The following is a 25765-nucleotide window of genomic DNA, read 5'->3' on the forward strand; positions in this document are numbered from 1 at the left end:
ACGCTCGCCATCCGCACAGCAGAAGGACATTTGTAGAGATCCGTCAGGCTCGCGCCGGGCGCAAATCATTTGTGCTGTACTTGGGGACGCCCGCCGGTTAGCGGGCGACAACGGCGGGCACAACAATGGTCGCAGTCTCGGGGGAGAGCGTCGCCGTGCCGGCGACAGGGATCGATCGCGCGCACCGTCGCGTCATCGTCGCTTCATCGCTGGGCACGATGTTCGAGTGGTACGACTTCTACTTGTACGGCTCGCTCGCGGCCATCATCAGCAAACAATTCTTCTCCGGCGTCAACGAGACGACCGCATTCATTTTCGCGCTGCTCGCCTTCGCGGCGGGCTTCGCAGTCCGGCCTTTTGGGGCAGTGATCTTCGGCAGGCTCGGCGATCTGTCGGGCCGTAAGAAAACATTCCTGATCACCATCGTGCTGATGGGCCTGGCCACGGCGCTGGTGGGCGTGCTGCCCTCCTACGAAACTATCGGCATCGCCGCCCCGATCGTCCTGGTGACCTTGCGATTGTTACAAGGCCTGGCGGTGGGCGGAGAGTACGGTGGCGCGGCGACTTATATCGCCGAGCACGCGCCGCCGGGCCGACGCGCCTATTACACGAGCTGGATTCAGATCACCGCGACCGCGGGCATGATCCTGTCGCTGATCGTAATTCTCGGCTGTCGCTGGCTGATGGGCCCGGAGTTCGAAGTGTGGGGCTGGCGCATTCCCTTCCTGCTCTCGATCATCCTGTTGTGCATCTCGGTCTACATCCGCGTGCAGCTGGAAGAGTCGCCGGTGTTCAAGGAAATGCGCGACACGGGCAAGCTCTCCAAGCAGCCGCTGCGTGAATCGATCGGTCAATGGAGCAACCTGAAGCTCGTGTTGCTGGCGCTGCTCGGCGCAATGGCCGGCCAGGCGGTCATTGGCTACGTGGCGCTGGTCTACATGAATTTGTTTCTTACGCAGACCCTCAAGGTCGATCCTGCGACATCGAATCTGCTGGTAGCCGCCGCGCTGACGGCAGCGACACCGTTCTATCTGCTCAGCGGCAAGGTCGCCGACAAGATCGGCCGCAAGCCGCAGGTCATGCTCGGTTGCCTGCTCGCGGCCGTGACGATGTTTCCTATCTTCAAAGCCCTGACCGATCACGCCAATCCCGCGATCGCGACCGCTCAGGCGAGCCATCCGATCGTCGTGATGGCGGACCCAGCCGAATGCAGTCTGCAGTTCGATCCGGTCGGCGGCGCACGCTTCACCAGTTCATGCGATGTCGCGAAGACGGCGCTGGCCAACGCTCGCGTTCCTTATTCGAACGAAGCCGCGCCGGTAGGAATGGTCGCCATCGTGAAAGTGGGCGAGCAATCGCTCGTGGCATTCGATGGCTCAACGTTGCCGGCTGCAGAGTTCGCGTCGCGCAGCGCGGCCTTCAAACAACAGCTGTCTGCGCTCCTGAAGGACGGCGGCTATCCGACCAGCGCCGATCCGGACAGCATCAATTACGGCATGGTGTTTCTGCTGTTGTTCATTCTCTCGGTGCTGGGCGTGATGACGTACGGCCCGATCGCGGCATGGCTCGTCGAGCTGTTCCCTGCTCGCATCCGCTACACGTCCATGTCGCTGCCTTATCACCTCGGCAACGGCTGGTTCGGCGGATTCCTGCCGAGCATCGCGTTCGCCATGATCGCGTACACGGGAAATATTTATTCCGGGCTGTGGTACCCGGTCATCGTGTGCGTGATGACCTTGATCGTCGGCACCTTCTTTCTCAGAGAAACACACGGCAACGAAGCCGTGTGATCGCTATTTTTTGAGCTGCGCGTCGACCAGCGCGTCGGCCGTAGCCACCAGGAAGTGCTGCGGTCCGCTCTTGCCCAAGGCCTGCGCCGACGAGAAGGCGCCGTCGACGAGCAACAGCAATTGTTCGGTGAGCTCCTCCGGATTGCGCACGCCTTCGATGTTGTCGACGAGCCCACGCAAGCGCCGACGCAGTTCCTGCATCTCTACGGTCGCGAGCACCCGTGCCGGGTGTTGAGGGTCGGCGAACTCGACCGTGATATTCATGAACGGACAGCCACGGAAATGTGAGCTGCTCACGAAGCGGACAATGCCGTTGAGATGGGCACGCAGGCGGGCGCGGGGTTCCGGGTCGCTCTGCGCAGCCGTCTTGTCCCATCCGGCCCAGCGATCCTTTTGCTCCTGCTCCAGCACCGCGACGATCAGCGCGTCCTTGGAGGGGAACCAGCGGTAGAGGCTGGTCTTGGCCACACCTGAGCGCGCAACCACGGTGTCCACGCCGACCGCGCGAGCTCCTTCCTTGTAAAACAGGTCGCGGGCCGTGTTCAGAATCCGGTCCCGGACGCTTTCCGTGGGCGCGGCCGCCCCTTCGCTACCGGCGCGCGGTTTTGCAGTTGGACTCATGGGCCTCCTCATTCAGCTTGACAGCGCTACAGACCTGTACGTAGCATGCAAACAGACAGGTCTGTAGCGTCTCGTACAGTAGCCTCGGGCACCCGGCCAGTGCAATCGAAGCTCTCTATGCGACGGTTCGCCTGTCAGAACGAGCCTACTTCGCATGGCCAGCGGAGTGGGCTTCTGCGACGGCGTCCGACTACTGTTCCGGAGACGGCAATGAACATGCTCACCACTGGCCTCGCGATCCTGGCCGCGACGACTGCGATCCCCCTCACCACCGCGATCTCCGCTTCGTGCGGCATGCGAGTGGTCCACAGCGACACCGACTTTCCCGAGCGCTCGCAATTGCGCGGGCAAAAGGGAACGGTGCTGATCAATGTAACGCTCGACGCCGATGGACGCGCCACCGGCGCCGACGTGGAGCGTTCGAGCGGTCACCTGCTGCTCGACCTCGCCGCCAAGCGCAGCGTGCTCGAGAAGTGGCAATTCGATGTCTCCCATTGCTCCCACACGTTCCCGGCGACTCATCAGGTCGCAGTGGAATATCGCAACGAGGAGTATGAGTAAAGCACCCCTTGTCTGCCGTCTCGACCCCACTGAGGCGGCAGATTTTTTAATACGGCTTTAGACGATGCCGGACGCCTGCAGCTGTTCGATCTCGGCTGTGGTCAACCCAGCATCCGCCAGCACTTCCCGTGTGTGCTGCCCGAGCAACGGCGGTGCTGACTGATAGCGCAGCGGTGTCTCCGACATCTTGATCGGGTTCGCGACCATGGGCACCGTGCCGGCCTGCGGATGCGGCAGATCGATCCGCATCTCACGACTGCGCACCTGCGCGTGATCGAACACCTGCGCCAGGTTGTTGATGCCGCCCACCGGAATGCCCAGCGGCTCGAACAGCGAGATCCATTCCGACACGGTCCGCTGCTTCAACACCGCCGCCAATAATGGAATCAACACCTCGCGATTGCGCACTCGATCGTCGTTGCGCAGGAAGCGTGGATCCCGATGAAACGCCTGACCCGCGGCCTCGCAGAACTTCGCGAACTGTCCGTCATTCCCCACGGCCACGACGAACTGGCCGTCGGATGCATCGAACACCTGGTACGGCACGATATTGGCGTGCGCGTTGCCCATGCGCTTCGGCGCTTTGCCGCCGACCAGATAATTCATGTTCATGTTGGCGATCATGGCGACCTGCGAATCGAGCAACGCCATGTCGATGTACTGACCTTGCCCGGTCAGCGACCGATGCACGATGGCGGCGAGGATGGCGACGGTCGAGTACATGCCAGTCGTGATATCCGCGACCGCCACGCCGACCTTCTGCGGCCCGCCGCCCGGCTGATCGTCTTTCTCGCCCGTGATGCTCATCAGGCCGCCCATGGCCTGGATGATGAAGTCGTAGCCGGCCACCTGACGCATCGGCCCGGTCTGACCGAACCCGGTGATCGAACAATAAATGAGGCCGGGATTGAGGGCCTTCAATTGCTCATAACCGAGGTTGTAGCGCGTGAGATCGCCAGCCTTGTAGTTCTCGATCAATACGTCGGCGCGAGCGGCGAGCCGGCGGGCCACCTGCTGGCCTTCGGGCTTGGAGATGTCGAGCGTCACCGACTTCTTGCCGCGATTGGCGCCGAGAAAATACGCGGATTCGCGAGTGTCGTTGCCGTCACGATCCTTCAAGTAGGGAGGCCCCCAGCTGCGCGTGTCGTCGCCGACGCGCGGTCGCTCGATCTTGATCACTTCCGCGCCGAGGTCGGCAAGGATCTGCCCGCACCAGGGACCTGCGAGTACGCGGCTCATATCTAGCACGCGAATGTGTGATAAAGCGCCCGAGCGCACGTGCGAGGACGACGTATTGGAGCTGGAACTTTCAGGGGGCATACTGCTTCTTAACTTGCATGGTCCTTAGCTTCGGCCGCGCAAACTAATCGCAGCCAGGGCCGCGGATCAAGGGCGTTTCTATCACCAGCGCTGGTCGGTGCCGCACCATGATCACGTTCAATCGATCTGGTTCGATGGTCTCGATGATCCTCGTCGGTGCATTGCTTAGTGGCAATGGGCTCGCCGAAGAACCGGCGCCCGACTCGACCAATACAGCGGTTTTCGCTGCAAAAACAGCGCCTCCGCACAAGCCGTTGGATCTGCGAGCGCCCTTGATCACGCAGCTGTACACCTCCGAAGAGCTGAACAGAATTTTAGCGACCACCTCTATTCGAGAAGACATCGAAGAGGTGCAGGTGGAAGGGATCCGCGAGCGCCGACCGAGCGATACTCCAGACGTGTGGCCCGGCATCGCCTCCCCGGTCTGGGCCATGCTGAATCCCGCTCAGTCATGGCGCATATTTGCGCCACTGCCGCCGGATCAGACGGGCGATCCGTCACACGTGCGCGCGAACGCCACGGACGCGTATCTACTTGAACCGGCAGGTACGCCGTCGCCGTTCGCTCACTGAATCAGCTCGAATTCGCCGGGCGGAACCCTGCCTACGGGTCGAACCGTGGCCGTGTCTATGAGACACTGCGGCTCGATCCCAGGCAAGGCGTGTCCATGACTTCATCGGCTTCCGCCGTTCGCGCCGAGCGCGAACGCGTGCTCTCGTTTCAAGGCGGCTGTAACTTTCGCGACATCGGCGGCTATCGCACTCAGCAAGGCTCCCACACGCGCTGGGGCAAGGTGTTTCGCACCGGTGTGCTCACCTATTTCACTCCCGACGACCACGCGCCGCTGACCAATCTCAACGTGCGTGCGATTTGCGATCTGCGTCGAGCGGAGGAACGAGAGCGAGAGCCGACACGCTGGCCGCACGCGAACATCAATGCGCTGTCCTGGGACGACGGCATCGTGACACCGACGATTCGCGGCCTGGCCGCGGATCGGCCGAAGAATGCGGCGGGAATGTTCGATGCGATGATCGCGCTGTATCGCGCCCTTCCGGAGTGGATGGGCCCGCGCATCGGCGGCATGTTCTCCGCGATTGCGAATGGCGATGTGCCGCTGATCGTCCACTGCGCGGCAGGCAAGGATCGCACGGGCATCGCCGTGGCACTGTTGCTGCGATCCCTGGGCGTGCCGGAGGAAACGGCGATCCAGGATTATTTGCTGACCAATACATCGGGCAACTTCGAAGAGTTCATCCGCTCGCGCCACGAAGCGCAGCTCGGCGTGGCCGACACGCACAGCCCGTTGTTGTCGATGCCGGAAGACATGCGCCGCGTTCTATTCAGCGCCGACGCCGCGTTCCTGCATGCGGCGTTCGAACAGATTGGAGATGTCGAGGCCTATCTCGCGAAGACGGCGGGTGTGACGCCAGCCATGCAAGACAGGATTCGCACGGCACTGCTCGAGTGAGACGAGCTCACGGCATGACGGGCGGCTTGTAATCGAGCGTCAGCCCGAATGCCCAGAGCAGCAACAACACCACCGGGACGTGCACGATGAACTGAATCATCGTGAAGCCGATGACGTCCCGGGCGCGCAGCTTCAAGATGCCCAGCAGCGGCAACATCCAGAACGGATTGATCAGGTTCGGCAGCGCCTCGGCTGCGTTGTACACCTGCACCGCCCAGCCGAGGTGCACTTTCAACTCGTTCGCCGCCTGCATCACGTACGGCGCTTCGATGATCCACTTGCCACCGCCCGACGGTACGAAGAATCCCAGCACGGCCGAGTAAATTCCCATCACGACTGGGAACGTTTCGCGCGTCGCCGCTTGGGCAAAAAAAGTCGACAAGTGATGCGCGATGCTCTGCCCGTCGCTTCCGACAGCAGACGTGAGAATCGCCGCGATGCCGCCGTAGAACGGAAACTGGATGAGCACGCCGCTCACGCCAGACACACTCTTCGACACGGCATCGAGAAACACGCGAGGCCGCCAGCACAGCAGCAGGCCGAGCATCACAAACAGAAAGTTGTAGGTATTAAGGCTTGAGATGGCGAGCGCGGCGCCTTTGGTCGCGAACTCTTGCACGAGCCAGGCTGCACCCAGGGCGGCGATCAACACGTTGAGCAAAGGGCTGTGCTCGAGCCATTCACCGGGCCGCGTCGCCTTCACCGTCGATTCGATACTGGGCGCGTCCGCGACGATTCCCAGACGGCGCGCTGTTTGAGCGTTTTCCCCTTGCGGCGTCGTCAGCCAGGCAATCAACAAGGTCACGGCGATGAGAATGGCCGTCAGCGCGATCGACTGCCAGAGAAAGATCGTCTCGGTGAACGGAATGACGCCGGTGATCTGCACCAGCGCCGGCGGCATGCTCGCGGGATTCGCCTGCAACTGCGCCGCCGACGATGACAATCCCATCGCCCACACCGAGCCCATGCCCAAGTAAGCCGCAGCGGCGGCGGCGCGCAGATCCATATCGAGATCTTCTCGACGAGCCAACGCACGCACCAGCAGGCTGCCGAGGATCATGCTCAAGCCCCAGTGCAGCAGCGAGAACAGCATGCTGATGACCGACACCCAACACGCCGCGCCCCGCCCTGAACGAGGGACCGCAGCGAGCCTGTCGATCAATCGGGCGGCGGGTGGCGAGCTGGCCACGACGTATCCGCCGATGATGATGAAGCACATCTGCATGGTGAATGGGATCAGGCTCCAGAAGCCATCGCCAAACGCCTTGGCCGTCTGCGTCACCGGCGAGCCCAGCGCGATGGCGGCGATAGCAACGACGATCACGCCCAGCACCGCAAAGACGTAGGCATCCGGAATCCAGCGCTCGGACCAGGCGCAGCAGCGCAGGGAAATGCGTTCCAACCAGCCGACGCCGCCACCCCGGCCGACGCCACTAGTGTTATCGCCAGAGAGTGCGCTCGTCTGTTTGTTCATGGTTGATGCCGGCCCGTCGGCCGACTGATTTATTCGTGTTCGCCGCCCGGCTCGATCTAGCCTACCTTGATTTGCAGGGTGTTGTCCGGTCGATCGAGCTTGCCGACGAACAGAGCACGTTCGATGCGCGCGGCGCCCTTGCGATAGGGATTGGAATCGTTCGTCAGTGCCAGCGCTTGTCCATTGACGCTCACCGCACTCACGCCATGGCCAGCGCCGCCGATCTCATAACTCAAAGTCACCTGCTTGCCGAACAGTGACAGCCGCACTCGCAGCCCATTCAGGGCGACGGGAATCACGGGATCCAACGTGATATCGCGCGCCTCGATGCTGAGCCCCAGGAATCGCCGGACGATCAAACCCAATCCGATACCGGCGCCACTCGAGTACACGCGCCAACCGCCATCGAGCGGCACGGCGCCTCGGGCCACGCGGTCATACTCGGCGCTGGCTTGATAGCGATCTTCGAATGCCGCGTCCGAGCTCGAGTAGTAGCAATTCGCCTGCCGCAATGTCGCGCTCGGCACGAGGCTTTGAATGCCGATGGGATTGGCCTGGCACAACGCGCGGAAGAACCGATCGGTCTCACCGACTCTCGCGAGCGCCTGCGCATAGCGCAGATGCGCGTGCATATACATCAAGCCTATTTCGCGACCGAAGAACGTGGCGCTCTCGGCGCGTTGAAAGAAGCGCTGCGGACCGCCGTGATAGTTCATCGGCCGATCGAACAACCGCACGCCATCCGGCCCGCTGAGCTTCAGATCGATGAGCCGCAAATGCTGTTGTAGCTGCTCGGAATCGAACAGATCCTCCAGAATGGCATGGATCATCGCCAGCGAGCTGTACTTCACGCCGGTGATCGCATCGCGCGGATGGAGCAGATAGTTCACCTTGCCCTCTTCCTCGAAGAGCGCATAGCCCGCGAGCACACCGTCGACCAGCAGCACTTGCTGGAAATCGCGTTTGACGTTCGCAGCCCACGTGTCGAAGCGCGCCGCTTCCTGCTCACGACCTATGCTTCGTAGTGCCTGTGCCAGCGTCGTCAACACCTGATGATGGAGCGTGACTGTCCAGGCACTGCACATGCGCTCGCGCATCGCCGGATCGGCCGGCTGAAGCGCGTCGTTCCAATCGCCGTGACCGTAGGCCGCGAGTGCCGTGCCTTCGACGATCCGACGCTCGATGACTTTCAGCGCCCGCTCCACATGTTTCCACAGCGGCACCGAGGGCTTCGTGTGCCCCGAGGAGAAGAACGGCACGGGCTCGTCGAGGATCGAACTGTCGCCCGAGGCGATCAAGTACTGAGCCAGCGCCAACAAGGGCCAGAACACGATGTCGCCGTGCGAATCGCCGGCCCGGATGTCACGTTCACGCTCGAAGAACATGAACCACTGCGGCCAGTCGCCATCCGAGGTCTGTGCCTTCATGACCCGGATCAACAGATCTCGAATCGGCGACCAATGACCCAAGGCCAGCAGCATCTCAACCGGGCCTTGCGTGACATCGCGCGTTCCCCAACCGCCGCCGGAGTATTGCTCCAAACCGCGCGGCGACAGGTAATGCACGAGTGCGTTGTGCTTGAACCACGGCAGGATCTCGACGAGACGCTCGACCTGTCCGGAAAGCGCGCTGCCAGCCGGCGCTTCGATGCCAAGCAATTCGACCAGTTGCTCGCCATTCGGCGTCGGCACATCATTGCTTTCGACGACGAGATTGCCGCGAATCGTCAACCCAAAGCCTTTGCTCGCAGCGACGATCGAGCAAACAAACGGCTGCTGGCGCGATCGCCCGTCCTGAAACAACAACTCATCGCCACCGACGCGCTCCAGCTTCGTGCCGTCATGCGGCGTGATGGTGAAGCTCCCTTCGGGGAAGCGGCGAGCAAGGTCGCTACCCTCCGCCGGCTGAATCACGATTGCATCGCCGTCCTGACGCCAGCGCACTTCGCCCGACACGCTGCCATCATCGCCATTGAGTGCGATATGGCTGGAAACAAACCAACGCACGGCCGCACCGGACAACGCTTCGACACGCAGCGTCAGCTCATGCTCGGCATGTGCCTCGCTATGAACCTCAATCACTCCACCCGCATGCTTGTAGATCCAACGGCACGCCTCAGGCTGAATCTCGAACGCCGACGACATGTCGAGCAAGCGCCACCGCCCTTCCCATTCCACGAACAAGCGCAGACCGTGGGACCGGAACAAACCCAGATAACTGTGCACCGTCGACAGCAGGCGATTGAAGCTCACATGGCCTTGCGTGAGCATCGAATGAAACACGCCGTTCATCCACACCGTCGACGTGAGCGCCAGCTCATCGGGCGTGGCATGCCGCCCGGAGCGCAGCAGGTGTCCATGCGGACGCTGCACACGTCGTTCTTTGGCCTTCAACACGACGTGTCGATCCGCCTCATAGAAGAAGGAGAGCACCGCGCCTCGCTCGTCGACTTCTTCATGTCGGCGCGACGAGCCAAACAATTGACTCAGTTCCTCGGGCTGCAGATCGAGCGCTTCGAGCAACGGCGACTGACTGAACAGCGTCGCATTGTTCGAATCTTCGCCACTCGAGGCGGCCAGCTCTGACAACGCCGCTTCGGGCAAATCGAGCGCTCGATCGACTGCGTCGAGATCGTCGAGCGAGGTGGCCTCGGGATGATCTGCACTGAGGCTGCCGAAGAATCCCGTGCTGACGCGTTCGCCGGGCTCGATCTCCAGTGGCTCGTCCTGAATCGCAACCATCGAGTGCTCTTGTTGCAGCCGTCGACCGGGCAAGCCCTGCACGATGCCAACAGGCGACTCGCCACCGCGAGTCGCGAGCCCATGCACTTGCATGGCGTCGGTCGCAAAGCTCTGCGCCCGGCGCAACGAGCCGATGACACACCAGGAATTGCGGCCAGCAGCGGACAGGTTCTGCCGAGAGGCAATCACGTGCCCCTGCTTCGGGTGCTGCAACGGCGTGTGATCGACGTACTGGCTGACATAGAACTCATTCAGCCGCACGGTGCCGTAAGGCGACAGCGCGATATCTTGCGCATAGATCACATCGATCTGCTGAGTCGAGCCTGCAGAATTTTCCAAGCTCACTTGCCAGAACCATACCGGCGCGGCCGCCGCGAGCCGAAGCTGAACCGTGTAGTGAATACCGGACCATTCACCGCTACCCGACCAGCCCTCGCCCGAGCGATGGAAGCGCGTCGGGCTGCGCGGCCCGAGCAGTTCGATGTACTGCAACGCGTCGGCGTTCAGCCGTCGCAGATACAAATTCGCCACACCGCCTTCCAACTCGTTGCCGAGAAACAGATTGACGATGGTGTCGCCGTGATCCATGCGCCGCACGGCGCCGTTCTCCAACAGCTCGACCGACAATCCGGCGGGACTTTCGAGGCGGACGGGGGATAGCGGCATCTGCGACTTTCCTGGCGCGTGCGAACTGCAGTGAAATGCGGTGCTCGCAGTGTAGTGCATGCGCTTCCGGGCGCGGAACCGCAGCGGTACTGACGAGTTGGTCCTCAATAACCCGCCGCGAGGAGACCGCCATGAAAATTCGCGATGCCATGACTCGAGACGTTTGCATGGTCCGCCCGGACCAGACCCTTCGCGACGCCGCTCACATGATGGCCGAGCTCGACATCGGGGCGTTGCCGGTCCAAGAGAACGACCGACTGGTCGGCATGATCACCGATCGCGACATCGCCGTGCGCGCCGTTGCCGAAGGCTGGGGCGCGGACACTCAAATTCGCAAGGTGATGACCAACGAGATCAGGTACTGCTACGAAGATCAGGATATCGAGGAAGTCACGCGCAACATGAGCGACCAGCGCCTGCGTCGCTTGCCCGTGATGAATCGCGACAAGCGCCTGGTCGGCATCCTGTCGTTGGGCGATCTGGCCCGTGAAGGCAGCACGCAGGACGATGCCAGCGAAGCGCTGTGTGGCATTTCACGCCCGGGCGGCCAGCACTCGCAAACAGCGCAACGTCCTCACTAAGCGCTTTCGTCCGTCGCTCACCCTCTGTGCGGAGGGTGAGCGCATCTCAGTCGGCGACTTCGTCGCTCTCGACGTCGACCATGCGCTTGGACTTGCCGATCATCCAGGCGATGCCGATACCGCCCGTCAGATAGTTTTGCTGCCGGACCAGCGGGCTGTCTTCGAACGCCGCATTGTGGAGATTGTCGTAGCGCATGTATGCGCCGACCCAATAGCCGGGAAAGCGCTTGGAGATGGCGGCGATAAAGTGCGTGCCTGAATAGCCGCCGCGGGCATCGTAGGAACGACGCTCAGCCGTCGCGAAGCGCGGCGCGACCGAATAGAAATATTCGTGATACTTGTCCGCGCCGAACAGCGGCCCGGCGCCGACGCCGAAGTTCCAGCCCTCGTAACCGCCGACATTGTCGATGTCGAGGTTCAGGCGCGGCGAGAAATTCCAACCCAGCGTCCTGGGCGAGCTTTCCAATGTGATGGGCACACGCAGCGGCATCACCAGGTCGAGCTTCATGGTGGTATCGGACGAGCGCCACAGGTGCACGTCCAGTGACGGACCGAACTCCAGCGTCGGCCGCAGATTCGGCATGCCTTGCCGCGCGTCGTTGTCATCGCTGCTCACGGGAATGGTCGCGTTCATGCTGAAGCTCAGCTCCAGGTAACGCTTGTCGAACAGCTCGCCGCGCAGACCTTCGCGATCGGCCTTCAGGAACTTGCCGCGATACACGAAGTACGGCAATGGCACCGGATAGGTGTTGACCTCATCGGAGCCGCGATAGTCCGGAAACGCCATCGCTCCAACGCCCAGCCCCGCTTCCCACAGCGGCTTCTCCTCGGCCTGCGATGCGACCGGCCACGCGATCACCGCCAGCGCTGCCAACCAGCCTGGCGCGACTCTCCGTATCGAGCTCATCTACAACAGTTCCTCGACTTTGGACTTCAGGTCCTCGGGTTTGGTGGTGGGCGCGAAGCGGTCGACCACCTGCCCGTTGCGGTCGATCAGGAACTTGGTGAAGTTCCACTTGATGGCTTCGCTGCCCAGCAAACCCTTGGCGTTGCTCTTCAGCCAGCGATACAGCGGGTGGGCCGCATCGCCGTTCACGTCGATCTTCTCGAACATGGGGAAGCTCACGCCATAGTTCTTTTGGCAGAAGCTGCCGATTTCGTCGGCGCTGCCCGGCTCCTGGGCGCCGAACTGATTGCAGGGAAAGCCCAGCACCGCCAGACCCTTGTCGCGATACTGCTTGTAAAGCGCCTCGAGCCCTTCGTACTGCGGCGTGAAGCCGCACTTACTGGCGGTGTTCACCACCAGCAGCACCTTGCCGGCGAAATCGCGCAACTGTACCGGCTTGCCGTCGAGGCTGTTGGCCGAGAAATCATAGACGGTGCTCATGACAGTTCCCCTAACGTTGGATCACCGTAAAGCCGGTCGCGAAGTAAGGCGTCTCGGCAAAACAATTGGTCGGCACGCCGCGATGCTCGGAGTACTGCAGCCGCATGTCCCGGCCGACGTTCTTGGTCAGCTCCGCCGCCAGCTGCGAATCGCGCGTGCTGAAATGCCAGATCTGCGGCGCCACGCCACCGACGATATACAGCGCCAGTTCGCCCTCGTAGGTCTTGCAGATCCACCCTTTACGCGAGAACTTTTGCAGCACGCCGGCGCGCTCGCCCTCGGAGTACGACCAGTTCAAGGAGAACCAGGTCCAGGCGCTGCCCAGCACGATGGCCAGCACCAGGGTCCAGATCACCAGGCGCTTCAACCAGCGGCGCGGCGGGTGGGAATCGAAGTCGTCGACCATTTATCGTTGCTCCTGTCTCACCGGCAGCGGCACGTTGCAAACATCGATGCGACCGGCCGGAACTTTGTACCACTCATCCTGCCGGTTACGGCGCGACTCCACCAGATCCGTGAACGTCTGCGTATCCGTCCTTAGCACCTGCAGCCGGGTGCGCTCTGCTTCGGGTACGTCTGCAGCGAGCCGGATCCGGGTAATGGGTGTGCGCTCTTCCGGCTTCTGGTAGAAGCCCATCGCGCCTTTGCCGCGCGGCATGGTCGAAAGCAGATCCATGCCCTGCAACACGCGACCGACCACCGTGATGTTTCGATCGAGCTGCCGGGGCGCATTTCCCGTGATCACATACAACTCGGCGCCACTGCCGGTGTTTACGTCGTTGTCGCGACCTGCGCCAACCACGCCGTAGCAATGAACCATCCAGGCAGAGCCGGTTGCGGAATCGCGGGCCGCGGGGAAACCATTGACGAAGCCGGTTTGGGCGGCATAGGTATCGGGATCCGGCAACGCGGTGAAGTTCAGCCCCGCCGCCGGCCGCGTGAACTCCGGCGCCAATGCTTTTTTCGCTTGCCCCATGGGCTTCTTGGCATCCGCCTCGCCCCATTGCACCACGTAGTTGTCTTGCGAACGGGTGATCGCCAGGCCGTCGAAGTACTTGGCGCGAGTCAGCGCGCGCAGATTGGCGGCATGCTTGGGTGCGAAGTCGGGCTGCAGCTCGATGACCACTCGCCCGCTTTCCAGATCCATGTACAGAGTGTTGTTGGGATCGAGCGGCCGCCAGTCGGACGGCTTGGATGCCGCCAGCACGTCGGCCATGGTGCGGCCGGCGGCAAGCGACGGCATCGTCGCAATCAATAATGGCAAGGCGGCGATAGCAACGACGCGGGCGAATGGAGTCACGGCCAGTTCCTTATTAGCTGGCCGCGACTATGCATCCGCGCCGCGCCCAAATCAAACCACGGCCGAGCCTCGCGCCGAGGTCACCACCGCCTGCGAATCCGCGGCGCGGCGGCGTTTCATTCCAAAAACAAACCGGGTGAAACCGAAGCGTCGCACGACCAGCTCATACAGCAGGCAGCAGCTCACCAGTGTCGCGATCAACACCACCCAGTACTTGGTCCACGGGCTCCATGCAGCCTGGACCGCGTAATAGCCGATAGCGACGATGAGGGTCTGATGCAGGATATAAATCGGATAGCTCGCATCGCGCGCCCAACGCAGCAGTGGATTACAGAATGACAGATGGCGATAGCCGTAACCCAGGAACGCCATCAAGCACAGCCAGGTGAATACGTTGGCGACCAGCGCGTCCGCCGGGGTATCGCGATGAATGACAGCTTGCTCAAACAGCAACGTCGCAATGACGTACACAGCCACGCCACCCACGGCGAACTGGTGTCGGCGCGCGGCGAACCACTGCCAGCTGCCAGGCGTGGACGCGAGCAGATAGCCATAGACCGTCAACAACAAATAGTGATTGAAGATGTACCAATCGTTGACGAGGGTGTGCGCTTCCGGAAACAGCGGCTTTAGCACTGCTTCGTTGATAGCGAGTGGCAATGCCATAACGTACATCCATGCGCCCGCTTGCAGCTTCTCTGCGCGATTTCGCCACCAGATCATCAGCGGCAGAAGCAGCGGGACGTACACGTAGAGATAAACGATGAACCAGAGGTGATGCCAGCTGAAATCGCCCGCCGGATACGGGCGGAACTGCAGCGTGCGCTCCCAGAAGAATTGCAGGAAGCCGCCGTGCCATTGTCCTTGAAACAAACGCTCGTAGAAGATCTGCGGCGGGACGACGAGAAACATGCCGATGACCAGCGGCAACAGCAGGCGTACGGTTCGTTCTTTGAACAGCTGCGCGCCGGTCCGGCGCTGGAGCGCGAACCACATGCCGGCGCCGGCGATCACGAATAACAGCGGCATGCGCAGGCGATGCGAGATATCCATCGGGATCACGAGCGACTCGATGCGCTGCTCGTTCATGACATGCCAGCCCCAGCCGACGAAAATCATACCGGTGTGAAAGAACAGCAGCACGAAGATGGCGATGACCCGCAGCCAGTCGAGGAAATCGTAACGCTCGCTCGATTCCATGACAGTCTCCCAACGCTACAGCGATGGGACGATCGTGGCGGGCGAGAAGCAGCCGAGCAGCGGCTATGTGGCCACCGGCGACAGCCGTGTGGCGAGCGGGATTTCAGCGCCCCATGCGGGCGAACAGCGCGTCCTTGTAGCGGCGGCTCAGCCGCAGTACCGCGCCATTGCGGAGCGATACCTCGTAATCCCCTTTGAACAAGGGCGTGAGCGAAGCCACCACCGCTATATTTACCGCCGCCGATTTGTGAATGCGCGCGAAGCGCTGCTCGCCCAGCTGCACCAGCAGATCCTGCAGCGTCCGACGCAACAGATACTTGCGGCTCGCCGTGTGAACGTGAACGTAGTTGTCGTCGGCTTCCAGCCAGTCGATGGAGCTACTATCGATCAGCCGCAGCCGTTCACCTTCTGGCACGAGCAATCGCTCGCTCGATCCCGTCTGAGCGCGCGCCGTGGCCACTGCGGGAGAACGTGACTGCCGATCACCCAAGCGATCACGCACTCGGGCGACAGCCTTGAGCAACCGCTCCTTATCGTACGGCTTGAGCAAGTAATCGACGGCATTCAGATCGAACGCTTTTACTGCATGCTCATCGTACGCAGTGACGAATACGATGAGCGGCGCCGTCTCTTGCTCCAGCTGCGCCGCCACTTCGAGCCCGTTGAGGCCGGGCATCTGAATATCCAGAAACACCACATCCGGCCGCAGGCTATCGATCTCAGCCGCGGCTTTCAGACCATCCTCCGCGCGCGCCACGACTTCGATGTCACTCAGTTCACTGAGCCATCGCTGAAGCTTGTCCCGCGCGGGTGATTCATCGTCCGAGATGAGGATGCGAATCACGCCCGTCGCTCCGGCAATGTGACTTTCGCAAGCACGGCATCGGCGTCGGTCATCAGCTGCAACGTCGCCTCGTTGCCATAAATGACTTTCAGCCGCTCACGGCAGTTGCGCAGTCCGACGCCTTCGCGATGCTCGGCCGGCAATGCCGACCCGGTGTTGCGGATCTCCAGCACGATGCGATCCTCCTCGCGACGCGCGGCGACCTGGATGCTCACCGTTCCAACACTCCGCTCAACGCCATGTTTAAACGCGTTCTCCAGCAGTGGCTGCAATAGCAGCATCGGCACCTGCGCCTCGAGCAGGCCTGGATCGATATTCCAACCGAGACCGACGCGATCCGCGAACCGCTCCTGCATGATCTGCGCAAACAGCTCCAGCGTGCGCATCTCCTCGCGCAGCGTCGTCATCTCCCGGTCGTTGATCTGCAAACTGATGCGAAGCAGATCGCCGAGCCGGGCGAGCATCCGATCGGCACGCTCCACATCGACGTGCATGAGCGCCGAGATGGTGTTCAACGCGTTGAAAAAGAAATGCGGCCGCAACTGCGCCTTGAGCTGAGACAGCTGCGCCTCGGCGAGCGATTTCTGCAGCTCGAGCAGATGACGGCGTTGCGCCTGCCATTGCTCGAAGGAGTCGAAGCCGAAAATGATCCCCAGCCACAGCCCGGCGAACAGCACCAGCTTCAGCGACTCGTAGCCGATGACGAACAGCCACGGTTCATGCGTGTATACGCCGCCAAGCAGCGCGTACACCGCATGGCGCACGCCATAGATGAAGCCGATGAATGTCACGATCAGCAGCGGCAACCAGATCAGATGCCGCCCGAACCATTGCAGCGGCTGATCCAGATAAGGCGCAAAGTGCTGCTTGTGACGGCGCTGCAAGAGCAGCCACAGGGTGGCGGCGACGCACGACGACCCTTCCCACAGCAGCGGCTCCCACCAGGCGATGGTTGGGTTATGACGCTGATCCTGGATGGCGACCACGATCATGATCAGGCAAAACGCCGCCCACAGCCAAAGCAGCAAACCCGTGGGCGAGATCGCCCCCATCGGACGGACTCTGGCGACGGGCGATGCGGGGGAAGCGACAGCCATGCGACGAGTGTAGTCGCCACATGGCTGCCCGGCGTTGTTTTTGGGGTGAGCGGGACGCGCCGCTCAAGAGGCTCGAGCGTGCATTGCCTTGAGGCTGCCGGCCTTGTAGCTGCCCGCGGGCGCGTTGAATGCGATGTTGAAGCGATTCCAGCCGTTAATGGCGACCACCGCCAATGTCAGCTGCGCCAGCTCCTTATCGCTGAACTGCGCGCGGGCCTGGTCATAAACCGCGTCGGGCACATGCTGGTTTTCCAGCTTGGTCACCGCCTCGGTCCAGGCCAGCGCCGCCTGTTCCCGCTCCGTGTACAACCCGGGCGCTTCCCGCCACACACTCGTCAGATACAGGCGCTGCTCGGTCTCGCCTTCCAGACGCGCGTCCTTGGTATGCATATCCACGCAAAATCCGCAGCCGTTGATCTGCGACGCCCGCAGCTTCACCAGCTCGAGCAAAGCGTATTCCAGCGTGGAATTCTCGTAACCGGCGCTCAAGCCCAGCAAGGCCTTGAAGATCTCGGGTTGCTGCATGAAATTGAACGATCGCTGCTGACTCATCGTGCTTCCTCACCATTCATGGGTGTTACAGCCCATTGACGGGCGAGCTCGCCGGGCTGTGACAGTCCCGAGCAGAGAATTTTCAGCCGGGCGGGAGGAACTCGCTCAGCTTGTCGGGATTGGCGACCGTGTAGTACGCGTAGATGCGCTCGCCATCGGTATCGATGGTCGTGACCGAGTGCAGCTTGCCCCTGAACCATGTGGCAAAGCCCAGCTCGCCATTGATGCGCACCAGGCGCCTTTCGACGCCCCGGGCGTTGCGACGGAAGATCATCTGGAACAGCAAAGCGATGCGCTCGGCGCCATGCAGAATGCGACGCGCGGCAACCGCCTTGCCGCCACTATCCGAAACCAGGTGCGCGTCGGTGGCGAACAGCGCTTTCATCGCCGGCAAATCGCCGGCATTGGCCACCTCGATGAAGCGTTCGAGCAGGCGCTGGCGCGTCTGCTCGTCGACACGGAACCGCTGGCGCTCGGCCATCACTCGCTCGCGCGCCCGATGCACGAGCTGCCGGCATGCGGCCGGACTCTTGTTGAGCACTTCGGCGATATCGTCATAGTCGCAATCGAACGCATCATGCAATACGAAGGCAGCGCGCTCGTCCGGACCGAGCCGTTCCAGCAGACTCAGGAACGCCAGCGACAGCTCGCTCGCCAGCTCGGCTTTCGATTCGGGCGTCACGGCGTCGATATCGGCCAGCGGTTCGGGCAACCACGGCCCGATGTATACCTCGCGCCGCGCTTTCGCGGACCGCAACCGGTCGATCGACAACCTCGTGACGATGGTGGTCAGCCAGGCCTGCGTCGAGCGCACATCCGCACTCTCCGATTCATTCCAGCGCAGCCATGCATCCTGCAACACATCCTCCGCATCGGCCCGCGAACCGAGCATGCGATAGGCGATGCCGAGCAGACGGGTACGCTCGGCGGCGAAAGCATTGGCAGTAGCAGTTGGATCGGCACTCATGATTCGAGAAGGCGCAGCGAAACTCATCTAGACGAGGCTCGGCCTGCCGCTGTGACAAGGCCAGCTCATTATGGCATCGTGACCGCCGATTTTTAGGGTCAGCCGTTGCGCGATCAGCGTCGGCAACGACCTAACCTGAAGGGGAAAAAAATGCACAGAACCAAGCTGCTGCTCGTCGTTGCATACACATTGCTGCTGCCGTGCCTGGCGTTGGCCCAGGCCAATCAGGCCAGCCGTTCCACCGTCGACGCATTCTTCGACCGCTTCACCGATGAATGGGTGCGCAGCGATCCCGATCTCGCCACCAGTTCCCGCTATTTCTCCGGCGATGAACAGAACCGGCTCGAACAGCAGCTCACGCCGCGAACCCGCGCTTATACGCTCGAGCGGATCAAACGCGCCAAGAAAGGTCTGGCCGACCTGGCGAAATTCGATCGCAACAAGATGAACGAGTCGCAGCGCGTGTCCGCCGACCTGATGCAATGGCAGCTCGAGCAGGTCGCGGCCCGCGAAGCCTTCCTCGATTTCGATTTTCCGCTCGAGCAGTTCAACGGCGCCAATGTCGGACTGGTCGAAGCGCTCACGTTGCGTCATCCATTGGTGAAGCCGGCGGACGCATCCAACTATGTGACGCGCATGAAGCAGATCGGCCCGCGCATGGATGAGTCGGTCGCCGAAGCCCGCTCTCTGATCTCCAGGAAGATGCTGCCGCCGCGGTTCATCGTGCAGTCGACGCTCACGTCGATGCGCGCCTTCAGCGATGTGGCGCCGGCCCAGAACCCGCTGGTCACCGCGTTCGCTCAGCGCATTCAAACCATCGAAGGGCTCAGCTCTGCGCAACGCACGGAGCTGCAACAGCAGGCGACGAAGATCGTGACCGAGCAGGTGTATCCGTCCTGGCGCCGGGCCATCGCGATGCTCGAAGGCATGCTGCCCCAATCGACCAACGACGCCGGCTTGTGGCGGTTCGAGGGCGGCGATCAGGCCTACGCGTACGCGCTCGGCCGCTTCACGACCACCAAGCTCACCGCCGAAGAGATCCATCAGATCGGCTTGCAGCAGGTGGCGCGCATCGAGGGCGAGATGGACAAGATCTTCCGCAAGCTCGGCCGCACCGAAGGCACGATAGCCGCGCGTGCCGCGAAACTGCGCCAGGACCTGTCTTATCCGGATCCGACTTCGGATTCGAGCCGTGCCGCCATCATGAAAGACATCGACGGTTTCATGGCCGACGCGCTCAAGCGCAGCCCCGCACTGTTCGATCTGCAGCCGAAGTCGCCGGTCATCGCGCAACCGTTTCCTCGTTTCCGTGAAGCGAGCGCCGCCGCCAACTACAACCGCGCGCCGCTCGATGGCTCGCGCTCGGCGATCTTCCAGATGCCGCTGCGCCCGCAACGCATGACCAAGTTCGGTCTGCGCACGCTGGTGTATCACGAGACCGTGCCGGGTCATCACTTCCAGATCGCGCTCGAACAGGAAAACACCGAGCTGCCGAAGTTCCGGCAGGCGCGCGTGCTCGGCGGCATCTCCGCCTTCTCGGAGGGCTGGGCGCTCTATGCGGAACAGCTGGTCGCCGACAATGGCTGGTACCAAGGCGATCCGGAGGGTCTGCTCGGCATGCTGGATGCGCAGCTGTTCCGCGCTCGCCGGCTGGTCGTGGACACGGGCCTGCACGCCAAGAAATGGACGCGTCAGCAGGCCATCGATTACGGCGTGGAGGCCAGCGAAGTGGAGCGCTACGTCGTGAATCCCGGGCAGGCGTGCTCGTACATGATCGGCCAGCTCCAGATCCTGGAGCTGCGGGATCGTGCGCGTACGGCGCTCGGCGACAAGTTCTCGCCTCAGCAATTCCACAATGTCGTGCTGCGCACCGGCAGTGTGCCGCTGGAACTGCTCGGTCGTGAAGTCGACCGTTACGTGGCTGGCGCCACGGCGAATTAGATCCTCAGAAAAGAAAACGGGCTGGCGTCGATCGAGACGCCAGCCCGCAACTCATCGGCAGACGATGCTTAGCCGATCACGCGAGAGACGACGTTCGAGATCTCGCTCTCATCGCCATCAGCCGTAACCGCACGCACCGCGAAGTAGTAAGTCGTGCCCGCCTTCAGGTTCTGCACCGTGTAGGTGTTCGAGCCCGCGCTCGGCACTTCGATGGAATTCACCATCGCGTTCTGATTCGTGCCGTAGTGGATGCGATAACCCGAGAGGTTCTGCAACGTCTCGCCATCGACCGTTTCAGTCGGCACGTTCCAGGACAACGCCACGTTCGGGCCGGAAGCCACTGGCGTCGGCGCTTCGCTCGAGCCGGTGCCGGTGCCCGAGCCGGAACCGCCGGAACTGGAGCCCGCAGCGGCGACCGTGATCGAGAAGGCCGGCAGCGAGGCGCTGGTCTTGCCGTCGCTCACGGTGATCACGATGTTGGCGAACGTGGCTTCCGCGCTCGGCGTGCCGGTCAGCGTGCCAGTGGCAGTGTTGAATTCCGCCCAGGTCGGCTTGTTCTGGATCGAGAACGCGAGCGTATCGCCGTCGTCGTCCTTGGCCTGCGGAGTCACGGAGTAGTTGGCGCCGACAGCCGCCTGAGTCGCGGGCGTACCGGAAATCGTGGGCGCGGCGTTGCCGCTGGCGTCAGTAGAGCTCGCGGACGCGCTGCTGCCGCCACCGCCGCCACCACCACCGCAACCCGCGGTCACGAGGCCCGTCATCACCAGCGCAAACAGACCGCCACGCTGCACCCACTTGCCGACAATCGCCTTCTGCATCTGATAACCCTTGTTACTTCTGCCGCGCGCTTACGCGCACGACGTGAATTTCCAAGGGCGACGCGGTCGGTATGAGCGACCAGACAAATCATCGGTGTACTCGCGTACACATAGAACATCCGTGCCTCGCAGGCTCGGATTGCTCTCGCTAATTTGGCAGCCCCGCTGTCATCGGGCGTGAGCCCTTTTAGACCGGTTGCTTTGCGTCCCCGACTTTCGACGGGTTTGCCCTTGACGGTAGCGAGCCTCGATTGCTCCTTCCGAGGTTGCGACTGCCGATGACCGCGCGCATCTGCACGCAGCCGGCACGGCTGTCACAAGATTTCAGTCAGACGAGAAGCTTTTTCTTCCTCGACCCGCTGCGGCGTTCGCTTTCCTTGCGAACCCGTTTAGTTCATCAGTGGCTGCCAGTGTCACGCTTTCGCGGCTCCTTACCCATCGGAGAGGCACCCAATGACTCGACGCGGGATGGAGCATAACCACCCCCGGCGAATCCTCAATGCTGTCGGCGAATAGCGGCAACGTCGCTGTCTCCAGACGTTGCGCTTCGCTGGAAACAAACATTGCCGATGTTTCTTAGGGCCGCTCGCCGGCGAAATGTGAGCTGACTCACACTTCACCGGCTGGTCGGTCGGATGGGGCGAAGCCTTTATTTATAGGCTTTTTCGCCGTTTTCGAGGGAAGCGGACGCCGCTTGGATCAGCGGCGTGGCTTGCTGGGGCGCGGGCTGCGAGATTTGGAGTGCGCGCCTTTGGAATCGTTCTGGCTACGAAATTTCGGCGCGGAGGGACGGTCGCGTCGGAGCTTTTCCACGTGGCTTTTCAGGGCACGGCTGATCTGGAGCGGCTGGCCGGCGACGCGGACCTTCTGCAGCTGGAGGAAGACGTCCTTGGGCATGCCGGTGGGCAGGTCGACGAAGCTGTGATCGTCGCGGATCACCACGCGGCCGATGAGCCGCCCTTCCAGACCGACTTCATTGGCGATCGCGCCTACGATATTCCCTGGTTTGACCCCGTGGTCGTGCCCTACTTCGATGCGATAGGTCTCGACGGCCTCGTCGTCACCGCGACGCGGGCGCCTTTCATCGCCGCCAAAGTCGCGAGACTCGGCACGCTTACGCGGCCGATCGCCTTCGTCAAACGCACGCTCAGCGCGTTTTCGAGGCTGCGCGTCATCGCTCGTGCGGCGGCTTTCGCTCGAGCCTTCGTCAGCCCGGGATGCTGACTCAGGCGCAACGATCTCTTCGCCGTACTCGTTGAAGGCAGTTTGTTCGGCGCCGCGTCGACTGCCAGCGCTTGCGTCAGGTGCAACGTTCTCAGCGGCGCCTTCGGCGCCCGCAAGGCGCTCACGCTCCGCCCGCTCGAGCGCCCGGCGCTCACGACGATTCAGCGGCTTCGGCCCTTGCTGGCCCTGCGCCTCTTCCTCAGGCAGCGATCTCTCAAACTCCGCGGCCTGCTCGAACCGATCGGTCGACTTGGGCCATCCCGACTCGCCACCTGGGCGCTCGCGCCGCTCCGAGCGCGGCGAGCGCTCTCGCGCCGCCGCTCTCTCGTCGCGATTCCTTGGCCCGCGCTCCCGGCGCGCGCCTGAATCGTCACCTTCGCTCCAAGCCGAGCGCGTGCGCTCCTGCCGGGCACCCGTATCGTCGCTCTCATCCCAGCTCGAGCGCGGCGCTCGTTCGGCCGGCGATGCATGCTCATCTGGTTGTTCTTGCTCTCGCGCCCGCGATTCCAGCTCACGCTCGCGTTTCGCATACCTCTCATTCCGAGCAGCCCGATCCGGGCGTGGGGCGCGTTCGCGGCGGGGAGCGGATTCCGAGCCCTCAGGAGACCAGGCCTCGCGGGAAGAGCGTGCGTGCGGCTCGAGCAAGAGCGGAGTGGCGCCCTGCGCGATGCTGGCGAGAGCGGCAGCGATTTCGACGGCGGGCACATTGTTGTCCCGCTCATAACTTTCGATCAGCGACATGAACGCCTGGCCGGCATTCGCAGCGATTGCCGCGGTCAACTTCTCATTGAACTTCGCGACCCGACGCTCATTCACATCCTCGATCGTGGGCAGCTGCATCTGTTGAACGGGCTGCCGAGTCGTGCGCTCGATAACGCGCAGCATGTTTCTTTCGCGAGGCGCGATGAACAGGATCGCCTCACCGCTACGGCCGGCACGGCCCGTACGTCCGATACGGTGCACGTACGACTCCGGATCGTAGGGAACATCGTAATTGACGACGTGACTGACGCGCTCAACGTCCAACCCACGCGCGGCTACGTCCGTGGCCACGACAATATCGATCTGCGACGACTTCAGTCGCGCAATGGTCCTTTCACGCTGTTGCTGGGCGATATCGCCATTCAGCGCCTCGACGGCGAAGCCACGCGCCGACAGCTTCGCGGCCAACTCTTCCGTCGCGATCTTGGTCCGCGTGAACACAATCATCGCGTCGAACGACTCGGCCTCGAGAATACGCGTCAGCGCATCGAGCTTATGCATGCCACTGACCATCCAGTACCGCTGCCGGATCTGGCTCGCCGTGGTCGTCTTGCTCTTGATCGTGACTTCGGCAGGGTCGCGCAAGTGCTGTTGGGCGATCCGGCGCACCTGCGTCGGCATCGTGGCCGAGAACAACGCGATCTGACGTTCGGCGGGAATCTGCTCGAGAATCCATTCGACATCGTCGATGAATCCCATGCGCAACATTTCATCGGCCTCGTCGAGCACGAGGTGCTTCAGCGACGACAGATCGAGCGTGCCGCGCTTGATGTGGTCCATCGCCCGACCCGGCGTCGCGACGACGACATGCACGCCGCGACGAAGGCTATGGAGCTGCGGCGTGTAGCTCTGCCCGCCGTACACCGGGAGTACGTGAAATCCCTTCATGTAGGTGGCGTACTTCTGGAACGCCTCGGCGACCTGGATCGCCAGCTCGCGCGTCGGCACGAGCACCAGCGCCTGAGGCACGGTCTCGCGAATATCGATCCTGGTGAGAATGGGCAGGGCGAAGGCAGCGGTCTTGCCCGTGCCGGTCTGGGCCTGGCCAACCACATCCTTGCCCGCCAGCAGATGAGGGATGGTCGCGGCCTGGATGGGCGAAGGCGACTCGTAGCCCACGTCCTGCAACGCCTTGAGCACGGCGTCGCCGAGAGCGAGGTCACTAAAAGTCGGGCTTTCGCCCGGGGTCTGATCGGAAGGAGCGGGCAAGGAAACCTCGGACTTCGCGGGCGCGGACAGCGGGAAAGGCGCGCGAGTGTACACATCCAGCGGCAAAACCGCAGGAAACAATGAATTTACAGGGGATTTTAGGCCTAAAGGCCCAGTTATGACCAATCAGTAGATTAGTCAGTTCCCGCCCGTCCGCACCATCTTCTGCAGCAACTGCTCAAGCAGTCGCGATGGGTCGTCGCTGCGGCCCGTGTGCACCGAGGACGTCTGAATCATCGTGCTCCGGGGCGCCACCAGCCAATGGAAGCGCTCCCGCAGCGTCAGCCGGCCGATGGGACCCGAGCCTGCGCAGATGGCGGGAATGCTCGCGAGATTCTCACGCACCAGCTCGATATCGACACCGGGCGCGAATCTCAGCAAGCGCTGCTCGTCCAGCTCGATGCGCGCAGCCAGATAATCCAGCGCTGGACAGGAGACGATCACGCCGACATTCAGGAACTCTTCGCGTTCGACCCGAGGGACGACGCGAATGATGGCGTAGTCATACGAGCACGGAGCGCGCACGCTTCACCTCCGTGAAAAACAGATGCGGCGACTCCAAGCGTCGCAACAGATATTCGGCGTACGCACTTCGGTACTCGGCCGCGCTAGAGAAGGTGGCATCACCACGCAACAAGGCATCCGGAATCAACGCCACGATGTGACGAATCACGTCCGGCGTAATGCGCGCGAGCATGTGTTCGTGCGCTTCGTCCAGCGCAGTGGCGAACGGCAGCAACACGTGATCGCGAATCATGGGGAACGCATCTTTGCTTCGTTCCAAATACTGCGCCCAGGAGTGATGAAAATACAAAGCCGCGCCGTGGTCGATGAGGCGCAGCTGCCGGTGCCAGATCAGCATGTTGGTGTTGCGCGCCGTGCGATCGACGTTGGTCACAAACGCATCGAACCAGACGATCTGCGACGCGAGCAGCGCGTCCGGCTGAAACACCACGGGATCGAAGGTGATCGCGCCCGGCAGATAGTCGAGCGCCACGTTGAGACCGGCGCTGGCGCGGATCAGATCCTGGATCTCGACATCGGGCTCGGTGCGCGCCAGATCGGGATCGAGCTCGATCAGTACGATTTCCGGCACCGGCAGGCCGGCGGCGCGGCCGATCTCGCCGGCGACCAGCTCGGCGATCAGCGCCTTCGGTCCCTGCCCCGCGCCACGCCACTTGATGACATACATGCCTTCATCGTCGGCTTCGACGATGGCCGGAACGGAGCCACCTTCGCGCA

The 25765-nt window shown here is 62.4% G+C and carries 23 protein-coding genes, 1 pseudogene and 1 riboswitch; of the genes and pseudogenes, 6 read left to right on the forward strand and 18 right to left on the reverse strand.

What is annotated here, in order from left to right; genetic code table 11:
- Positions 1-125 precede the first annotated feature (125 nt).
- Positions 126-1790, forward strand: coding sequence for an MFS transporter (locus GYH35_RS30140; protein ID WP_161830356.1), 1665 nt, complete (start codon positions 126-128; stop codon positions 1788-1790).
- Between the two features lie 3 nt (positions 1791-1793).
- Here the strand turns inward: GYH35_RS30140 and GYH35_RS30145 are convergent, their stop codons facing one another.
- The gene (locus GYH35_RS30145; RefSeq protein WP_161830357.1) at positions 1794-2411 is read right to left on the reverse strand and encodes a TetR/AcrR family transcriptional regulator; all 618 of its coding nucleotides are present in this window, start codon (positions 2409-2411) and stop codon (positions 1794-1796) included.
- A 210-nt stretch (positions 2412-2621) separates the two neighbouring features.
- Here GYH35_RS30145 and GYH35_RS30150 point away from each other — a divergent pair, with 210 nt between their 5' ends.
- Positions 2622-2972, forward strand: a complete 351-nt coding sequence (locus GYH35_RS30150) for an energy transducer TonB (RefSeq protein ID WP_161809973.1) — start codon at positions 2622-2624, stop codon at positions 2970-2972.
- A 57-nt stretch (positions 2973-3029) separates the two neighbouring features.
- On the opposite strand, the gene GYH35_RS30155 is transcribed toward GYH35_RS30150, so the two are convergent.
- On the reverse strand, positions 3030-4292 hold the full coding sequence (locus GYH35_RS30155) for a CaiB/BaiF CoA transferase family protein (protein WP_161809974.1): 1263 nt from the start codon (positions 4290-4292) through the stop codon (positions 3030-3032).
- A gap of 107 nt (positions 4293-4399) precedes the next feature.
- Between GYH35_RS30155 and GYH35_RS30160 the strand changes: the two genes are divergently transcribed.
- Both GYH35_RS30160 and GYH35_RS30165 read left to right on the forward strand, forming a co-directional pair.
- Positions 4400-4864: a hypothetical protein gene (locus GYH35_RS30160; protein WP_161809975.1), complete on the forward strand. Its 465-nt coding sequence runs from the start codon at positions 4400-4402 to the stop codon at positions 4862-4864.
- A gap of 95 nt (positions 4865-4959) precedes the next feature.
- Positions 4960-5760, forward strand: coding sequence for a tyrosine-protein phosphatase (locus tag GYH35_RS30165; protein WP_161809976.1), 801 nt, complete (start codon positions 4960-4962; stop codon positions 5758-5760).
- A 7-nt stretch (positions 5761-5767) separates the two neighbouring features.
- On the opposite strand, the gene GYH35_RS30170 is transcribed toward GYH35_RS30165, so the two are convergent.
- The gene (locus GYH35_RS30170) at positions 5768-7162 is read right to left on the reverse strand and encodes a short-chain fatty acid transporter (RefSeq protein ID WP_407700235.1); all 1395 of its coding nucleotides are present in this window, start codon (positions 7160-7162) and stop codon (positions 5768-5770) included.
- Between the two features lie 128 nt (positions 7163-7290).
- Positions 7291-10641 carry a GH36-type glycosyl hydrolase domain-containing protein gene (locus tag GYH35_RS30175; RefSeq protein ID WP_161830359.1) on the reverse strand — a complete coding sequence of 1117 codons (3351 nt, stop codon included), beginning with the start codon at positions 10639-10641 and terminating at the stop codon, positions 7291-7293.
- A gap of 131 nt (positions 10642-10772) precedes the next feature.
- On the opposite strand from GYH35_RS30175, the gene GYH35_RS30180 reads away from it, so the two are divergent.
- A complete protein-coding gene (locus GYH35_RS30180) occupies positions 10773-11222 on the forward strand; it encodes a CBS domain-containing protein (RefSeq protein WP_161809979.1) in 450 nt (149 codons plus the stop codon).
- 46 nt (positions 11223-11268) lie between these two features.
- Here GYH35_RS30180 and GYH35_RS30185 read toward each other — a convergent pair whose 3' ends face one another.
- From GYH35_RS30185 to sigJ, 9 genes are all read right to left on the reverse strand, one after another.
- Entirely contained in the window at positions 11269-12129 is an 861-nt protein-coding gene (locus GYH35_RS30185; protein ID WP_161830360.1) for a MipA/OmpV family protein, read from the reverse strand.
- The gene (locus tag GYH35_RS30190; RefSeq protein WP_161809981.1) at positions 12130-12609 is read right to left on the reverse strand and encodes a glutathione peroxidase; all 480 of its coding nucleotides are present in this window, start codon (positions 12607-12609) and stop codon (positions 12130-12132) included.
- Positions 12610-12619: 10 nt separating this feature from the next.
- Positions 12620-13015: a hypothetical protein gene (locus tag GYH35_RS30195; RefSeq protein WP_161809982.1), complete on the reverse strand. Its 396-nt coding sequence runs from the start codon at positions 13013-13015 to the stop codon at positions 12620-12622.
- Positions 13016-13852, reverse strand: a complete 837-nt coding sequence (locus tag GYH35_RS30200) for a peptidylprolyl isomerase (protein ID WP_161811301.1) — start codon at positions 13850-13852, stop codon at positions 13016-13018.
- 108 nt (positions 13853-13960) lie between these two features.
- Complete coding sequence (locus GYH35_RS30205; protein WP_161809983.1) at positions 13961-15109, reverse strand: acyltransferase family protein; 1149 nt, start codon at positions 15107-15109, stop codon at positions 13961-13963.
- 103 nt (positions 15110-15212) lie between these two features.
- Complete coding sequence (locus GYH35_RS30210; protein WP_161809984.1) at positions 15213-15953, reverse strand: LytR/AlgR family response regulator transcription factor; 741 nt, start codon at positions 15951-15953, stop codon at positions 15213-15215.
- Positions 15950-17050 (reverse strand): sensor histidine kinase, encoded by a 1101-nt coding sequence (locus tag GYH35_RS30215; RefSeq protein WP_161809985.1) that lies wholly within the window; start codon positions 17048-17050, stop codon positions 15950-15952. The genes GYH35_RS30210 and GYH35_RS30215 overlap by 4 nt, the downstream gene beginning before the upstream one ends.
- Positions 17051-17113: 63 nt before the next feature.
- Positions 17114-17602, reverse strand: coding sequence for a carboxymuconolactone decarboxylase family protein (locus GYH35_RS30220; protein WP_202624864.1), 489 nt, complete (start codon positions 17600-17602; stop codon positions 17114-17116).
- An 82-nt stretch (positions 17603-17684) separates the two neighbouring features.
- Positions 17685-18569 (reverse strand): RNA polymerase sigma factor SigJ, encoded by an 885-nt coding sequence (sigJ, locus tag GYH35_RS30225; RefSeq protein WP_161809986.1) that lies wholly within the window; start codon positions 18567-18569, stop codon positions 17685-17687.
- Positions 18570-18719: 150 nt separating this feature from the next.
- Here sigJ and GYH35_RS30230 point away from each other — a divergent pair, with 150 nt between their 5' ends.
- Positions 18720-20510, forward strand: a complete 1791-nt coding sequence (locus tag GYH35_RS30230; protein WP_161830361.1) for a DUF885 domain-containing protein — start codon at positions 18720-18722, stop codon at positions 20508-20510.
- Positions 20511-20578: 68 nt separating this feature from the next.
- On the opposite strand, the gene GYH35_RS30235 is transcribed toward GYH35_RS30230, so the two are convergent.
- The 5 genes and pseudogenes from GYH35_RS30235 to GYH35_RS30250 all read right to left on the reverse strand — a co-directional run.
- Positions 20579-21328 carry a fibronectin type III domain-containing protein gene (locus GYH35_RS30235; protein ID WP_161809988.1) on the reverse strand — a complete coding sequence of 250 codons (750 nt, stop codon included), beginning with the start codon at positions 21326-21328 and terminating at the stop codon, positions 20579-20581.
- 152 nt (positions 21329-21480) lie between these two features.
- Positions 21481-21568: riboswitch (cyclic di-GMP riboswitch) on the reverse strand.
- Between the two features lie 459 nt (positions 21569-22027).
- Entirely contained in the window at positions 22028-22759 is a 732-nt protein-coding gene (locus GYH35_RS35550; protein ID WP_407700236.1) for a DbpA RNA binding domain-containing protein, read from the reverse strand.
- A gap of 252 nt (positions 22760-23011) precedes the next feature.
- Positions 23012-24523: pseudogene (locus GYH35_RS35555) on the reverse strand (DEAD/DEAH box helicase); the annotation flags it as partial.
- 138 nt (positions 24524-24661) lie between these two features.
- On the reverse strand, positions 24662-25048 hold the full coding sequence (locus GYH35_RS30245) for a DUF3037 domain-containing protein (protein ID WP_161809989.1): 387 nt from the start codon (positions 25046-25048) through the stop codon (positions 24662-24664).
- Positions 25026-25765 (reverse strand): HipA family kinase (locus GYH35_RS30250; protein ID WP_161830363.1); only part of this gene is annotated, 740 nt, incomplete at its 5' end. The genes GYH35_RS30245 and GYH35_RS30250, both read right to left, overlap by 23 nt.

It is taken from the genome of Steroidobacter agaridevorans (assembly GCF_009932555.1).
Lineage (GTDB): Bacteria > Pseudomonadota > Gammaproteobacteria > Steroidobacterales > Steroidobacteraceae > Steroidobacter > Steroidobacter agaridevorans.

Coding starts and splice junctions, on each gene's coding strand:
- GYH35_RS30140 (WP_161830356.1), top strand. CDS start 126: ATGGTCGCAGTCTCGGGGGAGAGCGTCGCCGTGCCGGCGACAGGGATC.
- GYH35_RS30145 (WP_161830357.1), bottom strand. CDS start 2,411: ATGAGTCCAACTGCAAAACCGCGCGCCGGTAGCGAAGGGGCGGCCGCG.
- GYH35_RS30150 (WP_161809973.1), top strand. CDS start 2,622: ATGAACATGCTCACCACTGGCCTCGCGATCCTGGCCGCGACGACTGCG.
- GYH35_RS30155 (WP_161809974.1), bottom strand. CDS start 4,292: ATGCCCCCTGAAAGTTCCAGCTCCAATACGTCGTCCTCGCACGTGCGC.
- GYH35_RS30160 (WP_161809975.1), top strand. CDS start 4,400: ATGATCACGTTCAATCGATCTGGTTCGATGGTCTCGATGATCCTCGTC.
- GYH35_RS30165 (WP_161809976.1), top strand. CDS start 4,960: ATGACTTCATCGGCTTCCGCCGTTCGCGCCGAGCGCGAACGCGTGCTC.
- GYH35_RS30175 (WP_161830359.1), bottom strand. CDS start 10,641: ATGCCGCTATCCCCCGTCCGCCTCGAAAGTCCCGCCGGATTGTCGGTC.
- GYH35_RS30180 (WP_161809979.1), top strand. CDS start 10,773: ATGAAAATTCGCGATGCCATGACTCGAGACGTTTGCATGGTCCGCCCG.
- GYH35_RS30185 (WP_161830360.1), bottom strand. CDS start 12,129: ATGAGCTCGATACGGAGAGTCGCGCCAGGCTGGTTGGCAGCGCTGGCG.
- GYH35_RS30190 (WP_161809981.1), bottom strand. CDS start 12,609: ATGAGCACCGTCTATGATTTCTCGGCCAACAGCCTCGACGGCAAGCCG.
- GYH35_RS30195 (WP_161809982.1), bottom strand. CDS start 13,015: ATGGTCGACGACTTCGATTCCCACCCGCCGCGCCGCTGGTTGAAGCGC.
- GYH35_RS30200 (WP_161811301.1), bottom strand. CDS start 13,852: ATGCCGTCGCTTGCCGCCGGCCGCACCATGGCCGACGTGCTGGCGGCA.
- GYH35_RS30205 (WP_161809983.1), bottom strand. CDS start 15,109: ATGGAATCGAGCGAGCGTTACGATTTCCTCGACTGGCTGCGGGTCATC.
- GYH35_RS30215 (WP_161809985.1), bottom strand. CDS start 17,050: ATGGCTGTCGCTTCCCCCGCATCGCCCGTCGCCAGAGTCCGTCCGATG.
- GYH35_RS30220 (WP_202624864.1), bottom strand. CDS start 17,602: ATGAGTCAGCAGCGATCGTTCAATTTCATGCAGCAACCCGAGATCTTC.
- sigJ (WP_161809986.1), bottom strand. CDS start 18,569: ATGAGTGCCGATCCAACTGCTACTGCCAATGCTTTCGCCGCCGAGCGT.
- GYH35_RS30230 (WP_161830361.1), top strand. CDS start 18,720: ATGCACAGAACCAAGCTGCTGCTCGTCGTTGCATACACATTGCTGCTG.
- GYH35_RS30235 (WP_161809988.1), bottom strand. CDS start 21,328: ATGCAGAAGGCGATTGTCGGCAAGTGGGTGCAGCGTGGCGGTCTGTTT.